This window comes from Sphingomonas sp. SFZ2018-12 (assembly GCF_022496715.1).
Taxonomy (GTDB): Bacteria; Pseudomonadota; Alphaproteobacteria; order Sphingomonadales; family Sphingomonadaceae; genus Sphingomonas.
Genome location: NZ_WTFM01000002.1, coordinates 240,653 through 256,312, shown reverse-complemented (window position 1 = coordinate 256,312; position 15,660 = coordinate 240,653). Strand labels below are relative to the sequence as shown.

Annotated in this window: 11 protein-coding genes; 6 read left to right on the top strand and 5 right to left on the bottom strand. The window is 69.1% G+C overall.

The genetic code is table 11. From position 1 onward, the window contains the following. Together GO308_RS10225 and GO308_RS10220 are read left to right on the top strand one after the other, a co-directional pair. Nucleotides 1-1,794, top strand: a complete 1,794-nt coding sequence (locus GO308_RS10225; RefSeq protein WP_240885378.1) for an aminopeptidase P family protein — start codon at nt 1-3, stop codon at nt 1,792-1,794. Nucleotides 1,795-1,878: 84 nt separating this feature from the next. Then, nucleotides 1,879-2,604, top strand: coding sequence for a CPBP family intramembrane glutamic endopeptidase (locus GO308_RS10220; RefSeq protein WP_240885377.1), 726 nt, complete (start codon nt 1,879-1,881; stop codon nt 2,602-2,604). On the opposite strand, the gene GO308_RS10215 is transcribed toward GO308_RS10220, so the two are convergent. From GO308_RS10215 to GO308_RS10195, 5 genes are all read right to left on the bottom strand, one after another. Continuing rightward, nucleotides 2,586-3,347, bottom strand: coding sequence for an ABC transporter permease (locus tag GO308_RS10215; RefSeq protein ID WP_066551243.1), 762 nt, complete (start codon nt 3,345-3,347; stop codon nt 2,586-2,588). The two genes, GO308_RS10220 and GO308_RS10215, sit on opposite strands and share 19 nt — an antisense overlap. Beyond that, complete coding sequence (locus tag GO308_RS10210) at nt 3,344-4,282, bottom strand: ABC transporter ATP-binding protein (RefSeq protein WP_240885376.1); 939 nt, start codon at nt 4,280-4,282, stop codon at nt 3,344-3,346. Before GO308_RS10210 ends, GO308_RS10215 begins: the two co-directional genes overlap by 4 nt. 223 nt (nt 4,283-4,505) lie before the next feature. After that, on the bottom strand, nt 4,506-5,252 hold the full coding sequence (locus tag GO308_RS10205; protein ID WP_066483528.1) for a DsbA family protein: 747 nt from the start codon (nt 5,250-5,252) through the stop codon (nt 4,506-4,508). 20 nt (nt 5,253-5,272) lie between these two features. Beyond that, complete coding sequence (locus GO308_RS10200) at nt 5,273-6,631, bottom strand: M48 family metalloprotease (protein ID WP_082731156.1); 1,359 nt, start codon at nt 6,629-6,631, stop codon at nt 5,273-5,275. A gap of 120 nt (nt 6,632-6,751) precedes the next feature. After that, nucleotides 6,752-9,460 carry an Rne/Rng family ribonuclease gene (locus GO308_RS10195; RefSeq protein ID WP_240885375.1) on the bottom strand — a complete coding sequence of 903 codons (2,709 nt, stop codon included), beginning with the start codon at nt 9,458-9,460 and terminating at the stop codon, nt 6,752-6,754. Nucleotides 9,461-9,889: 429 nt separating this feature from the next. Between GO308_RS10195 and GO308_RS10190 the strand changes: the two genes are divergently transcribed. The 4 genes from GO308_RS10190 (at nt 9,890) to GO308_RS10175 (ending at nt 15,535) form a co-directional block, all read left to right on the top strand. Continuing rightward, a complete protein-coding gene (locus GO308_RS10190) occupies nt 9,890-10,975 on the top strand; it encodes an N-acetylmuramoyl-L-alanine amidase (protein ID WP_240885374.1) in 1,086 nt (361 codons plus the stop codon). A gap of 69 nt (nt 10,976-11,044) precedes the next feature. Continuing rightward, complete coding sequence (locus GO308_RS10185) at nt 11,045-13,561, top strand: PBP1A family penicillin-binding protein (protein ID WP_240885373.1); 2,517 nt, start codon at nt 11,045-11,047, stop codon at nt 13,559-13,561. Nucleotides 13,562-13,632: 71 nt separating this feature from the next. Further along, complete coding sequence (gene prfB, locus GO308_RS10180) at nt 13,633-14,760, top strand: peptide chain release factor 2 (protein WP_066483534.1); 1,128 nt, start codon at nt 13,633-13,635, stop codon at nt 14,758-14,760. 67 nt (nt 14,761-14,827) lie between these two features. Next, entirely contained in the window at nt 14,828-15,535 is a 708-nt protein-coding gene (locus GO308_RS10175) for a methyltransferase domain-containing protein (RefSeq protein ID WP_231726042.1), read from the top strand. Nucleotides 15,536-15,660 lie beyond the last annotated feature (125 nt).

The following is a 15,660-nucleotide window of genomic DNA, read 5'->3' as shown; positions in this document are numbered from 1 at the left end:
ATGTCCGACCATGCCTCCCGCCTCGCGGCGCTTCGCCAGCAGCTCGCCGCCGACCGGCTCGACGGGTTTGTCGTGCCGCTGACCGATGAACATATGAGCGAATATGTCGGCGACTATGCCCAGCGTCTTGCCTGGCTCACCGGCTTTCAGGGGTCGGCGGGCGCGGCGGTGGTGCTGCCCGCCGAAGCTGCGATCTTCACCGACGGCCGCTACACGCTCCAGGTCCGCGAGCAGGTCGATCCCGCCAGCTGGAGCTATGTGTCGGTGCCGGCGACCAGCATCGCCCAATGGCTGGGCGAGCATGCACCGCAGGGTGGGCGGATCGGTTATGATCCGTGGCTGCACACCCGCGCCTGGGTTGACGAGGCGCGACGCGCGCTCGCGGACAAGGGGGCGGAGCTGGTCGCCGTCGATCGCAACCCTGTCGACGCGATCTGGGATGGCCGCCCCGCGCCGTCGGACGCGGTCCTGACCCCTTATGACGACGCGCTGGCCGGGCGCAGTTCTGCGGACAAACGCACCGAGGTCGCCGACTGGCTCGCCGATCGCGGTGCCGATGCGGTGGTCTTGTCCGCGCTCGATTCGATCGCGTGGATGTTCAACGTGCGTGGGCAGGACGTCAGCCACACCCCGGTCGCGCTGGCCTATGCGCTGGTCAATGCCGATGCCACCGCCGACCTGTTCGTCGCCCCCGAAAAGATCACCGATACGGTGCGCCAGCATCTCGGCAACGGGGTGCGGCTGCATGACCGCAGCCAGTTCGCCCAGGCGCTGCGCGGCCTGGCGGGCAGGCGCATCGCCGCCGATCCGGAGCGTGCGGTCGCCGCGATCTTCGACGCGCTCGATTCGGGCGGGGCGCGCATCCTTTCGGTGCGCGATCCGGCCGTGCTGGCAAAGGCAGTGAAGAACCCGGCGGAGATCGGCGGCCATCGCGCCGCGCAGGCGCGCGACGGCGCGGCGCTGTCACGCTTCCTGCGCTGGTTCGAGGGCGAAGCGCCCAAAGGCGCATTGACCGAGCTCGACGCGGCGGCGCGGCTTCAGCAGTTCCGCGCCGAAACCGGCCTGCTGCGCGACCTGTCGTTCGACACGATTTCGGCGACCGGCCCGCACGGGGCCATCCCGCATTACAAGGTAACGGCGGAATCGAACCTCCGCATCATGCCCGGCACGCTCTATCTGGTCGATTCGGGCGGGCAATATGCCGACGGCACCACCGACGTGACGCGGGTGATGCCGGTCGGCACCCCCACCGCCGAGATGCGCGACCGCTTCACCCGCGTGCTCAAGGGGCATATCGCGATCGCGACGGCGATCTTTCCCGCCGGCACGACCGGTGGCCAGCTCGACAGCTTCGCGCGGCGGCCCTTGTGGGAAGTGGGGCTCGATTACCCGCACGGCACCGGGCACGGCGTGGGCGCCTATCTTTCGGTGCATGAAGGGCCGCAGCGGATCGCCGCGCCCAACTATCCCGGCGGCGGGCCCGCGGAGCCGCTGCGCGCGGGCATGATCCTGTCCAACGAGCCCGGCTATTACAAGGCGGGCGACTATGGCATCCGCATCGAGAATCTGGTGTTGACCGTCGAACGTGAGGTCCCGGGCGCGGAAGCCCCGATGCTGGGGTTCGAGACGCTGACCTTCGCTCCGATCGAGCGCACGCTGATCGACCCTGCGCTGCTGACGCCCGCCGAGCGCGACTGGCTCGACGCCTATCATCGCGACGTGATCGCGCGGATCGCGCCGCAGCTCGACGGTGCCGATCGTGCCTGGCTGGAGGCGAAGTGCGCGCCGATCTGATCCGCGGCCTTGGCTGAAATGACCGCGTCGCCTCGCTGCGGCCGCAGCGCGGGTGCGGCCGCAGCCTGCGCCTGACGCTGCGCCGTGCTGCCCGCCGTATCGCTCCTGCTGCTCCTCGCCATCTATGGCGCGCTGATCCGACGGTCGCCGCGGCCGCGACTATTCGGGGCGGGGCCGCACGCGGTCTATCGTCGATGGCTCGCGCGCATGCCGGTGCTGCTTGGCGGCGGGACCGTGCTTGCGCTGATCCTGCTCGGCCGTACCGACGCGCTTGACGCCATGCCGCCGGAGTTCCTGCCCGCCGCCGATCTGGTCGTCTACACGATCGGCGGCTACCTCGACGCGCCGTCCTTCGCGCCGATGATCGTCGTCGCGCTCGTCGCCGGCGGCGGGCTCGGCGCGATCCTCGACGCGTGGCGACGCCGGCGCGGCAAGGGCCCGGTGATGCTGGGCGACATCAGTGCGATCCAGCCCCGGGCCTGGCACGACTATGCCCCCGCGGCGCTGGTCGGCAGCATTGCCGGTGTGGTTGAGGAAGCCTTCTTCCGCCTCGCCCTGCCGCTCGCGATCGCGCTGGCAAGCGGATCGGTGCTGGTCGCGCACGCCGTCGCGCTCGGCCTGTTTGCCGCCGCGCACCGTTATCAGGGCTGGGGCGGCATCGCCGGCTCGCTGGTGATGGGGCTAGTCATGGCCGTGCTCTATCTGGCGAGCGGCGCGCTGTGGCTTGCCATGCTCGTCCATGCGCTGGTCAACCTCAACGCGCTCATCCTGCGCCCGGCGCTGGCGCGGGTTCAGCTCTTCAGGCGATAGCCGGTCCGGAAGATCCAGGTGATCACGCCCAGGCACAGGGCGAGGAAGCCCAGCGTGAAGGCGAGGCTCCAGCCGATCTCGACATCGCCCTGGTCGAAAAAGCTCCAGCGAAAGCCGCTGACCAGATAGACGACGGGGTTGAACAGACTGACCGTCCGCCACGGCTGGGGCAGCATGTCGATCGAGTAAAAGGCCCCGCCCAGAAAGGTCAGCGGGGTGATCAGCAGCGCCGGCACGAAATTCAGCTGCTCGAACCCCTTCGCCCAGATGCCGATGATGAAGCCCGCCAGGCTGAACGCGACGGCGGTCAGCACGAGGAACAGGATCATCGCGACCGGGTGGCGGATGGGCAGTTCGGTGAACAGGCTGGCGGTCGCCAGGATGATCAGCCCGATGATCACCGACTTGGTCGCCGCCGCACCGACATAGCCGATGACCAGTTCGACGGGCGAGATCGGCGCGGACAGGAGCTCGTAGATCGTGCCGGTGAATTTGGGGAAATAGATGCCGAACGACGCGTTGGTTAGCGACTGGGTCAGCAGCGTCAGCATGATCAGCCCGGGGACGATGAACGCGCCATAGCTGACCCCGTCGACCGACTGCATCCGCGATCCGATCGCACCGCCGAACACGATGAAATAGAGCGACGTGGTGATGACCGGGGTGACGAGCGACTGCCACAAGGTGCGCTGCGCCCGCGCCATTTCGAAGCGATAGATCGCAATTACGCCGCGCGGATTCATGGGCGCGCCTCCCGCTGTTCGGCGACAAGGCCGACAAAAATGTCCTCGAGCGAGCTCTTCGACGTTTCGAGATCGGTGAAAGCGATGTCCAGATCGCTCATCCGCCGCAGCAGCGACGGGATGCCGGTGCGTTCGGCGCGCGCATCGAAGCGATAGCGCAGGCGATGGCCGTCATCGGCGAGCGCGAGCTGCCATTCGCCGAGCTCGGGCGGCACCGTCTGCATCGGCTCGCTCAGCGCGATGTTCAGCTCGCGCGTGCCGAGCTTCGCCATCAGCTCGGCCTTGTCCTCGACCAGCAGCAACTCGCCGTGATTGATCACGCCGATACGGTCGGCCATTTCCTCTGCCTCCTCGATATAATGGGTGGTGAGGATGATCGTGGTGCCCTTCTCGCGCAGCCGGTGGACCAGCCGCCACATGTCGCGGCGCAGCGCCACGTCGACGCCTGCGGTGGGTTCGTCGAGGAACAGCAGCTCGGGTTCGTGCGAGAGCGCCTTGGCGATCAGCACGCGGCGCTTCATGCCGCCCGACAGCTCCATGATCTTCGACTTGCGCTTGTCCCACAGCGACAGGTCCCTGAGCACCTGTTCGAGATAGGTGTCGTCGGGTGCCTTGCCGAACAGTCCGCGGCTGAAGCGGATCGTCGACCAGACCGTTTCGAACATGTCGACGGACAGTTCCTGGGGCACGAGGCCGATCATTGCGCGCGCCCGGCGATAGTCGCTGAGCGCATCGACGTCGCCGACCCGGATCGTCCCCGACGTCGGCGTGACGATGCCGCAGGTGATGCTGATCAGCGTCGTCTTGCCCGCACCATTGGGGCCGAGCAGCGCGAAGATCTCGCCGCGCCGGATGTCGAGATCGACGGCGGCCAGCGCGCGATGGCCCGAGGCATAGGTCTTGCCGACCCCGGCGAGCGACAAAATGGGTGGCATAAGCGGGGTCCCTGGGGAAAATGGGTGGGGACGAGATGGCTGGGCCAAACCCGCTCATCCTGAGTAGCCATTGAGCTTGTCGAAATGGCGTATCGAAGGACGCGCGCGCCGTCCGTCCTTCGATACGGGCCTTCGCCAGTCTCAGTCCCTACTCAGGAAGAGCGGTTCGGGTTTGAACTCGAGCAATATAGCTAGGGTAACCCAACCACGATCGCAATGACACTCAGCGCGGCGCGCGCGCCGCCGCGACGGCGTCGCGAAGTCCCTCAAAGGTCTGGACGCCGGAAAGCACGCGGTCGCCGACGACCCAGGCCGGGGTGCCCGAGACGCCGAGCTGGCGCGCGATCGCGAGGTTGTTGGTGAGCTCGTTCTCGACCGCGGGGGACAGGCGCACGCGCTCTGCGCGCGCCAGGTCGAGGCCGGCGGTGCGCGCGGCCGCGGCAACCGATCCCTCGCTGACCTGGCCGGCGGCGAACACCGCATCGTGAAAGCCGCGATATCTGCCCTGCTCGGCTGCGGCCAGCGCCCATTCGGCGGCGACGCGGCTCTGCGCGCTCAGCACCGGCAGTTCGCGATAGACGATGCGAACCTTGGGATCGGTCGCGATCAGCTGCGCGATCGCGGGCAGGCTGGCGCGGCAGAAGCCGCAGGCATAATCCATGAATACCGCGACGGTGACGTCGCCCTGCTTCGCGCCCGCTGCGGCACCGGCGAAGGCGGTAGTGATCGCCCCGCGATTCGCCGCGACCTGACGCGCGGTCTCGCGCGCCTGGAGGCGCTCCAGCGCCTCGGGTATGACTTCGGGATTGGCGAGGAGATAGCTGCGCACCGCCGCGCCGTCGGTCGCCCCGGAAGCAGCGGTTGCGCCGCCGATCCAGGGGCGCGCGGCGGCAAACAGCCCGGCGCCGACCGCGCCGGACAGGATCATCAGGGCAATGAGCACCAGCGGGTTGCGCATCAGGCGTTCCATTCGATCGGCGCTTTCATCGATTACCGGCGCAGCAGTTCAGGGCGATCCGCGAGCACGGACCGCGTGGTGATCAGGATGTCCTGGGCACGCAGCCAGTCGTTCGACCCCTGGGGCAGGCCGGCGACCGCGGCGCTGGCACTGCGCATCGCGGTCGCGAAGTCGCCGGTGATGCTCGCCCGCTCGGCGGTGGCGAGCGCGGTCCGCGCGGTATCGCCCTTGCGCGCATAGACGGTGCCGAGCTGAAACCAGGCAAAGGGGTTTTCATTGTCGCGGTTGACCGCCAGGCGCAGGACCGCCTCGGCCTCGTCAAGGTTCGCCGGGTTCTCCGTCGCGATCAGCGCATGTCCGAAGGTCGTCGCGATCAGCGGGTTGCTGCGCGTTCCGTCGGTCGCGGCGCGCAGCGGGACGAGCGCCTGCACGGGCTTGCCCGATTCGAGCAGGATCTGGCCCTCGAGCTCGAGGAAATAGGGATCGTTGGGGGCGAGCGCGATCAGGGCGTCGGTCTCCGCCTCCGCCTGCTTGGGATAGCCCGACTTGTGCCAGGCATAAGCGCGGGCGTAGCGCGCCGGCACGCTCGTGTCGCTGGCGGGATACATGCGCAGCGTGTCCTGGGGATCGTTGACATAGCCGCGCAGCTTCGCCTGGACGCGGCGAAAGCGCAGCTCGAGCGCGGGATCGCTCGGCTTGTTGAAATTGGGCGAGGCGGTCAGCTCGTCGGTCAGGAAAGCGAGGCGCTGGCCGGTGAGCGGGTGGGTGCGCTCATAAGCGTTGTTCTGCGGAATCGCGAGGCGATATTCGAGGTTCTGGAGCCGCTTGAAGAATTCCAGCATTCCCCGGCCGCTGATCCCCGCACCGTTCAGGAAGCGCACGCCGGCGGCGTCGGTCTGCGCCTCCTGCTGACGCGAATAGGCCAGGTAGCTGCCGATCGCGGCGCGCTGGCCCGCCGCCAGGATACCCGCGCCCGCCTCGCCCGCGCCGGCTGCGATCGCGGCCACGCCTAGCGCCAGGCTGAGCAGTGAAATGCCGGTCGCACCCTTGGCGATCTGGCCCTGCAACGGCACGTGACCGCCGACGACATGGCCCAGTTCGTGGGCGATGACGCCCTGGATCTCGTTGCTGCTTCCCGCCGCGTCGATCAGTCCGCTGTGGATGTAGACCGCCTGTCCGCCCGCGACGAACGCGTTGATCTCCTTTGAATTGATCAGGATGATCCGGACATTCTGGGGCGACAGTCCCGCCGCCTCGATCAGCGGGCGGGAAATGTCGTTCAGATAGGCTTCGGTTTCCGCATCGCGCAGGATCGACTGCGCCCGCGCCGGCAGCGCCGCCACCAGGCACGCCATCATCAGCATCAGGGCGAAACGCTTGAACCAGGCCATCGACCGCTACCTTATCGTGCGGGGCTGCGCACGTCACGCCCGCGTTCGGCGCGGCGGCATGAACGGGCGCTGAAGCCCGTCAATGCCGCCCGATCGCACGCGTTCGAGCGCCCGCGGCGATCACGCACCAAAGGTGCGCTGCCACCAGCCGCGCCGGGGCGGGCCGCTCGCCATGGCCGCTTCGACCGTTTCACCCGCACCGTCGGCGGCTTCCGCATCGACCGGCGCGGGATCCGTCGCCGGTTCGGTCGTCGCCGGCTCCGGTTCCGCCGGGGCGTCGGCAACGGGCGCGGCATCCGCCTTGCGGCGCGTGCGCCGCGCCTTGGGCTTCGCGGCGGCTTCCGCCTCGGCCACCGGCGTTTCGGCTGCCGGCACCGCCGGCTCGACCGATTCGGCGGGTTCCGCTGCCTTGCGCCGGGTACGACGCGCCTTGACCGGTTCGGCCGGCGGGTCGAGCGTCGTCGGTTCGGCCGTTGCCGGCGCTTCCGATACAGGTGCCGCGGCGACCGTCTCGACCGGCACCGTCTCATCGGCGATGTCGGCGATGTCGGCCTTGGCGGTCCGGCGGCGGCTGCGCTTGGGCTTGGCCGGCGCGTCCATCGGCGCGATCGGCGCTTCCGCGTCCACCTCGGCTTCGTCGGCTTCGTCGGTCTCCGCGGCGATCATCGGTGCGGGCGCATTGTCGGTGTCGGCGACGATCGCGTCGCCGCCCTCCGGTCGCCGTCCGCCGCGACGACCGCGACGACGGCGCTTGCGACGCTCGCCGGCTTCGGCGCTTTCGGCCTGGCCCGTCGCCTCGCGCTCGTCGCGGGGCGTCTCATCGCCGGCATCCGCGTCTTCGGCATCGTCACGATCGCCGGACCCGCGATCGTCGGACGTGCCGTCCGTTTCGAGCTCGCCATCCTCCCGATTGCGGCCGCGCCGTCCCCGGCGGCGGCGGCGGCGACGGCGCGCGCCGTCGGCCTCGCTCTCCCCGGCGTCGCGTCGCGGCTGCGCCTCGCGCGCGGCGGGTTCGTCCTCTTCCTCGAAATCCTCCTCGACCTCGGGATAGTCGTCATCCTCGACATCGTCCGCGATCGGCTCGAACTTCGGCGTAAAGGCGGGCGGCGGGCCCGACGCCTCGACCGACATCCGCGCGCCTTCCAGCTCGCCGTCGGTCGCAACCTCGATCGACACGCCATAGCGCAGCTCGATCTCCGCCAGCTCGCCGCGCTTCTTGTTGAGCACGTAGAGCGCGGCTTCCTGGCTGGCGCGCAGCGTCAGCTGGCTGCCGCGGCCGCGCGCCGCCTCGTCCTCGATCAGCCTCAGCGCCGACAGCCCGGCCGACGACGCGGTGCGGACCAGGCCGGTGCCCTCGCAATGCGGACACTGGCGGGTCGATGCTTCGAGCACGCCGGTGCGCAGCCGCTGGCGGCTCATCTCCATCAGCCCGAACGAGCTGATCCGGCCGACCTGGATGCGGGCGCGATCGTTCTTCAGCGCCTCCTTCATCGCCTTTTCGACCTTCCGGACGTTCGATCCGTGGTCCATGTCGATGAAGTCGATGACGACCAGGCCCGCCATGTCGCGCAGGCGCAACTGGCGCGCGATTTCCTGCGCGGCTTCCAGATTGGTCTGGGTCGCGGTCTGCTCGATATTGTGCTCGCGCGTCGAACGGCCCGAGTTGATGTCGATCGACACCAGCGCCTCGGTCGGGTTGATCACCAGGTATCCGCCCGATTTCAGCTGGACGACCGGATGGTACATCGCCGCCAGCTGGTCCTCGACATGGTGACGCTGGAACAGCGGCACCGCGTCGGCATATTGCTTCACCCGCCGCGCGTGGCTCGGCATCAGGAGCTTCATGAACTCCTTGGCCTGGCGATAGCCCTCCTCGCCCTCGACGATCACCTCGTCGATGTCGCGGTTGTAGATGTCGCGGATGGCGCGCTTGATCAGGTCGCTGTCGCCATAGACCAGCGCGGGCGCGGAGGATTGCAGCGTGGTTTCGCGGATGCCGTCCCACAGCCGCGCCAGATAATCGAAATCGCGCTTGATCTCGACCTTGGTGCGCTGAAGCCCGGCGGTGCGGACGATGCAGCCCATCGTCGGCGGCAGCTGCAGGTCGGCCATGATCGACTTCAGCCGCTTGCGGTCGCCGGCGTTGCTGATCTTGCGGCTGATGCCGCCGCCATGCGCGGTGTTGGGCATCAGCACGCAATAACGCCCGGCAAGGCTCAGATAGGTGGTCAGCGCCGCGCCCTTGTTGCCGCGCTCCTCCTTGACGACCTGGACCAGCAGCACCTGGCGGCGGCGGATCACGTCCTGGATCTTGTAGCGACGGCGCAGGTTCATGCGCCGCTGGCGCAGCGCCTCCACCGCGTCATCGCCGCCGTTGCGGCCGCGCCGGCGGGGTCCGCCCTCGTCGCCCGCTTCGCCATGTTCGTCGTCGTGGTCGGCATCGTCATGGTCGTGATCGGCATCGGCGCGCTCGTCGTCGTCGCCGTCGTGATCGTCGTCGTCGCCTTCCTCGGCCGCGCGCAGCGCCGCTTCCTCGGCGGCGTGCTCGGCCTCCTCGCGCAGCAACGCTTCGCGGTCTTCCTTGGGGATCTGGTAATAATCGGGATGGATTTCACTGAACGCCAGGAAACCGTGGCGATTGCCGCCATAATCGACGAACGCCGCCTGCAGCGAGGGTTCGACGCGGGTTACCTTGGCGAGATAGATATTGCCCTTGAGCTGTTTGCGCTCGGCGGATTCGAAGTCAAACTCCTCGATCCGGTTTCCCTTGACGACCGCGACCCGGGTTTCCTCCCGGTGGCGAGCGTCGATCAGCATACGCGTGGTCATTATGATGTCTCCGGCCGCGCCGGTCCGCGATACGCGCGGACGCGCGGCGATAAAGGCGGGTCGAGCGGGCCGGATTGGCACCGCCGCCGCGGATTTCGCTAATTGCTTCTGCGCGCCCGGCACGGCCGGACCAGTGGTCCGGCGCCTCCACCATCGCCTGCTCCCGGCCGGATAGGGCCGTTTCGAGCAGATCGAGGGAAAATTGCCACATGCGCGCGTCAACCTGATGAACCGGGAACTAAGGTGCGCGATCGCGCGGCCCCGGCGAAACGACCGGGATCATCCCCAGTCGGTCACCTAGGTAGCATCGCGTCGCGCACGCGGCAACACCGCTGGCACGGCAAGTTTTCCGCGCCATTCGCATGCCCCACGGGCATCGTTACGCAATAAAGCTGGACCGGTGCGGGATCGCCCGGCCATATCGCCCGGGTGAGCGCGCTGATGGCACTGATCGCCGCCTGGTGCTGGGGCATTCCGGGCTGGGCGGGGTTGATCGACGGGATGGAAATCGCGCCCGGCCGGCTGATCGTGCGTGCCGATGCGCGACTGGGCGTCGGCCCGGCGATCGCGATCGACATCGATGCGGGGGCCGGGGCGATCCGCGCCCGGCCGCCCGGCCTCGCGCCGCGCACCGAGCTGCGCGTCACCGTCGTCCCGACCGCGGATGCGCGCTTCGCCCGTGCGCTGGCGGAACGGCGCGCCGGCTTGCTGCCGCCGTTCAGCTATGTCGCCGCCGCCGCGGCGCCGCCGGAGCGGGTGCGCATCGCGCTGCCGCCCGCGCGGCCCACGCCGCCGCTGCCCCCGGTCGCGGGTGGCGATCCGACCCGGCCGCTCGTCGTGATCGATCCCGGCCATGGCGGCCACGATCCCGGCGCGGTTTCCGATGGCCTGCGCGAAAAGGACCTGACGCTGGCGATCGCGCGCGCGATCCGCGACCGGCTGGTCGCGGACGGGCGGGTGCGCGTGGCGTTGACGCGCGACGACGACCGCTTCCTCGTGCTTCAGGAACGTTATGGCATCGCACGGCGCCTGCGCGCCGACCTGTTCGTCTCGATCCATTGCGACAGCGCGCAGTCGACCGCCGCCAGCGGCGCGAGCGCCTACACGCTGTCCGAAGTCGCCTCCGACAAGGAGGCTGCACGGCTGGCCGCGCGCGAGAACCGCGCCGACCTGCTCGCCGGCGTCGATCTCGACGGGGCGCAGGCGGATGTGTCCTCGATCCTGATCGACCTCGCCCAGCGCGAGACGATGACCGCGTCGGCCGGTTTCGTCGACCTGCTTGCGCGCGCGCTGGCCGACCGGGTGCCGATGCGCGCCCGTTTTCACCGCATGGCTTCGCTGGTCGTGCTCAAGGCGCCCGACCTGCCCTCCGTCCTGTTCGAGGCGGGCTATGTCTCCAATCCCGCCGATGCCGAACGGCTGGCGTCGCGGGCCGGACAGGACGGAATTGCCGCCGGCATGGCCCGGGCGGTCGAGGTGCATTTCGCGCGGCGGCTCGCGTCGCAACCCCGCTGAGCGGCGATCCGGCCGGTCGGGCCGGCTTGACGCTGGCACCGGAAATGAATCCTGCTAGAACGCGCGGCGATGACCGTTCGTGATGCGTCCGCCGAAGAATTGCTGCTGAGGCCCGATGCCGGTTCCGCCGGCGGGTGGCGCGCGACGTTGGGCCGGTGGCGCGGGCGCTGGTGGTTTCGCCTGATCGCCTGGGTGGCGCTGGTCGCGGGGCTGGGCGTGCTGGCGCTGTGGCTGCTGATCGGCCGCGACCTGCCGTCGGTCGATGCGCTGCGCACCTATGAACCGCCGCTGCCCACTAATGTGCGCGACATCGCCGGCGAGCCGATCCACTCCTATGCGCGCGAACGGCGCGTCGAGCTGGCGTTCGACGAATATCCCGACCTGCTGGTCAAGGCCTATCTGGCGGCGGAGGACCGAACCTTTTTCGAGCATGGCGGGGTCGACTATCCGGGCATCGTCGCCGCGCTGATCACCAATCTGCGCAGCGACGGCCGTCCCGTTGGCGCGTCGACGATCACGCAACAGGTGGCCAAGAACCTGCTGCTCACCAACGAGGTAAGCTATGTCCGCAAGGCGCGCGAGGCGCTGCTCGCCTATCGGATCGAAGACACGCTGACCAAGCAACAGATCCTCGAGCTTTATCTCAACCAGATCTTCCTCGGCCGCAACGCCTATGGCGTCGAAGCTGCGGCCGATGCCTATTTCGGCAAGCCGCTGTCCGAGCTCACCCTCCCACAGTTCGCCTATCTGGCGATCCTGCCAAAGGGGCCGTCCAACTACGATCCGGTGCGCAACCATGATCGCGCGCTCGCCCGGCGCAACTGGGTGCTGGGCGAAATGCGGCGCAACGACTTCATCACCGAGGCGCAGTATCGCGAGGCGGTGGCGACACCGCTCGTCACCTTTCAGCGCGGCGCGCGCCCGCCGCTGCCATCGGGCGGCTATTTCATCGAGGAAGTGCGTCGCGAGCTGCTCGAACGCTTCGGACAGGACAGCAAGGACGGTCCGCACAGCGTCTATGCGGGCGGGCTGTGGGTGCGCACGTCGCTCGATCCGGCGCTTCAGGAATATGCCGCGCAGGCGATGCGCGACGGGCTGATCCGGTTCGAACGCGGGCGCGGCTGGTCCGGGCCGATCGCGACGGTCGATTTTGCGGGCGACGACTGGCGGGGGCCTTTCGCGGCGACCAACATTGCGCTGACCTATCAGGACTGGCGCGCCGCCGTGGTGGTGGCAAGGGACGCAGGGGCAGCGACGATCGGCTTCACCGACGGGCGGACGGCCACACTGGCGCGCAGCGACGCGGCGATGCCGGTGCGCGGCCGCGGCGGGGCGGCCTTTGATGCGCTGAAGCCAGGCGATGTCATCGCGGTGGCGCCCGCCGGCGGCGGCTTTGCCCTGCGCTCGGTTCCGCGCGTGTCGGGCGGGATGGTCGTCGAACAGCCCGCGACCGGCCGCGTGCTGGCGATGCAGGGCGGGTTCGATTCGCGCATCCAGGCATTCAACCGCGCGACCCAGGCGATGCGTCAGCCGGGATCGACGATCAAGCCGGTGGTCTATACCGCCGCGCTTGAAGCGGGGCTGACCCCGGCGTCGATCATCGTCGACGGGCCGTTCTGCGTCGACCAGGGCGCAGGGCTGGGGGTCAAATGCTTCCGCAACTTCGGCAATGCGCGCTCGGCGGGGCCGCGCACGCTGCGCTGGGGTATCGAACAGTCGCGCAACCAGATGACGGTGCGCCTGGCCGCGCAGACCGGCATGGACCGCGTGACCCAGGTGATGAAAACGCTGGGGGTCGGGGAATATCCCCGCTATCTCTCCTTTGCCCTGGGCGCGGGCGAGACGACCGTCATGCGCATGGTCAACGCCTATGCGATCCTGGCCAATCAGGGCCGGGCGCTGCGACCGACGCTGATCGATTATGTCCAGGACCGGCGTGGCCGGGTGATCTGGCCCGAAAATTGGCGGCCCTGCGCGCGCTGCAACGCGGACGACTGGGATGGCGGCCCGATGCCGCGTCCGCGCACCCGCGCGCGCCAGCTGGTCGATCCGGTCAGCGCCTACCAGATGGTGCATGTGATGGAGGGTGTGATCGAACGCGGCACCGCGACGACGCTGCGCGACCTGAAACGCCCGATCATGGGCAAGACCGGCACGTCGAACGGCCCGCGCGACGTGTGGTTCATCGGCGGCACGCCCCAGATGATCGCGGGGCTGTATCTCGGTTACGATTCGCCCGCCAATCTCGGTGGCTATGCCCAGGGCGGGACGATCGCTGCGCCGATTTTCAAGGCGTTCGCGCAAAAGGCCTATGCCGGGTTGCCGGTGCTTCCCTTCCGCGCGCCGGCGGGCACGCGCATCTCGCGCGTCGACCGGGCGAGCGGGCGGCCGGTGACCGGCTCGTGGCCGGCCACCGGCGATCCAAAGCCGGCGGTGATCTGGGAAGCGTTCAAGCCGGAAAGCGAGCCGCTGCGCACCGCGCGTCGCACCGAACGCGCGGCGCGCCCGGTCGAGAAGGCCGCCGAAACGCCCGCCGCGCGGGCCCGCGACAGCGACTTCTTGCAAAGAGAGGGCGGAATCTACTAGCCCGCGCCGGTTCCGGGCATGCGTCCGCCATGGCCACCATCCGGACCGTGGCGGTTTTTTGGAGACAGTGAATGCGCGCCGAAGCGCAGGGACATATCGAGACGATCCGGGACGCCTTGGCCTTGTTGCGCCGCTTCCTCGACTGGGACCGTGCGTTGCGCCGGCTGGACGAGCTCAACGCGCGGGTCGAGGACCAGAGCCTGTGGGACAATCCCAAGCTCGCCCAGGACGTGATGCGCGAACGCCGCCGGCTCGACGAGGCAATCGGCGCGACGCGGGCGATCGAGCAGGAACTGTCCGACACGGTCGAACTGATCGAAATGGCCGAGGCCGAGGGTGACGACGCGATGGTCGACGAGGGCGTCGCCGCGCTCGGCCAGTTGGCGGTGCGCGCCGATGCCGACAAGGTGAAGGCGCTGCTGAACGGCGAGGCCGACGCCAACGACACCTATATCGAGATCAATTCGGGCGCGGGCGGCACCGAAAGCCAGGACTGGGCCGAAATGCTCCAGCGCATGTACACGCGCTGGGCCGAGCGGCGCGGGATGAAGGTCGAGCTGATCGACTATCATGCCGGCGAGCAGGCCGGGATCAAGTCGGCGACGCTGCTGGTCAAGGGCGAGAACGCCTATGGCTATGCCAAGACCGAAAGCGGCGTTCACCGCCTGGTGCGGATCAGCCCCTATGACAGCTCGGCGCGGCGCCACACCAGTTTCTCGTCGGTGTGGGTCTATCCGGTGATTGACGACAATATCGAGGTCGAGATCAACGAAAGCGAGCTGCGCATCGACACCTATCGCGCGTCGGGTGCGGGCGGGCAGCACATCAACACGACCGACTCGGCGGTGCGCATCACCCACCTGCCGACCGGCATCGTCGTCCAGTGCCAGAACCAGCGCAGCCAGCACAAGAACAAGGCGGAGGCTTATAACCAGCTGCGCGCGCGCCTTTATGAGCGCGAGCTGGCGGAGCGCGAGGCGGTGGCCAATGCCCAGAACGCGACCAAGACCGACATCGGCTGGGGCCACCAGATCCGCTCCTATGTCCTCCAGCCCTATCAGCTGGTGAAAGACCTGCGCACGGGCATGACCTCGACCAGCCCGGGCGACGTGCTCGATGGCGATCTCGACCCGTTCATGGCCGCCGCGCTGTCGCAGCGCGTGACCGGCGAGAAGGTCGAAGTCGAGGATGTCGACTAGCGTGCGCCGCGGTCCGCCCGGCCCGGCCGCCGTCGCCCGCCTTGTCGGGCTCGCGGCGCTGTGCCTGGTGGCGGGGTGCGAGGCGCGGACCAACGCCGCCGATGAGCTCAAGGCGGACGATGCCGGTCCCTTTCCTGCCGCCGACCGTCCGGTCGCCTCGATCGTCTCGACCCGCTGGTCGACCGAGGAAGCGCGCGACCGGGTCAACGAAGCCGACCGAGTGATGGACCGCGCGGGCATCCGCCCCGGCATGACGGTGGCGGATATCGGCGCGGGCGAAGGCTATTACACCATCCGCCTGGCGCAGCGCGTCGGCGCGGACGGGCGCGTGCTGGCGGAGGACATCATTCCTGCCACCCGCGACGCGCTGGCCGAACGCGTGACGCGCGAGCGGCTCGACAATGTCAGCGTGCGCCTGGGCCTGCCCGCGGATCCGCGCCTGCCCGAGAACAGTTTCGACCGCATCCTGATGGTCCACATGTACCATGAGATCGAGGAACCCTATGCGTTCCTGTGGCGGATGCGCCCGTCGCTGCGCCCCGACGGTCGCGTGATCGTGGTCGATGCCGACCGCCCGACCCAGAATCACGGCACGCCGCCCGCGCTGCTGCGCTGCGAATTCGCGGCGGTCGGCTATGCGCTGGTCGACCTTCAGCCGATGGCGTCGGCGGGCGGATACATGGCGACGTTCCGCGTTGCGGGCCCGCGTCCCGACCCCGCCGCGATCAAGGCATGCCGGATGCCGGGGCAGGGCAGGGTGCCGCAGGGGAGCTGATCCTGCCAGCGGCTCCGGCCTTCGGGGGCCCCCTGCGCCGGGGCGACGGGATGGAGCAGCGTCGTCCCGGCGGAGGCCGGGACCTCTCACCAACTGAGAGCCCCCCTTGGCGCGCCAGCCCTGCC

Coding starts and splice junctions, on each gene's coding strand:
- GO308_RS10225 (WP_240885378.1), top strand. CDS start 1: ATGTCCGACCATGCCTCCCGCCTCGCGGCGCTTCGCCAGCAGCTCGCC.
- GO308_RS10215 (WP_066551243.1), bottom strand. CDS start 3,347: ATGAATCCGCGCGGCGTAATTGCGATCTATCGCTTCGAAATGGCGCGG.
- GO308_RS10210 (WP_240885376.1), bottom strand. CDS start 4,282: ATGCCACCCATTTTGTCGCTCGCCGGGGTCGGCAAGACCTATGCCTCG.
- GO308_RS10205 (WP_066483528.1), bottom strand. CDS start 5,252: ATGGAACGCCTGATGCGCAACCCGCTGGTGCTCATTGCCCTGATGATC.
- GO308_RS10200 (WP_082731156.1), bottom strand. CDS start 6,631: ATGGCCTGGTTCAAGCGTTTCGCCCTGATGCTGATGATGGCGTGCCTG.
- GO308_RS10195 (WP_240885375.1), bottom strand. CDS start 9,460: ATGACCACGCGTATGCTGATCGACGCTCGCCACCGGGAGGAAACCCGG.
- GO308_RS10185 (WP_240885373.1), top strand. CDS start 11,045: ATGACCGTTCGTGATGCGTCCGCCGAAGAATTGCTGCTGAGGCCCGAT.
- prfB (WP_066483534.1), top strand. CDS start 13,633: ATGCGCGCCGAAGCGCAGGGACATATCGAGACGATCCGGGACGCCTTG.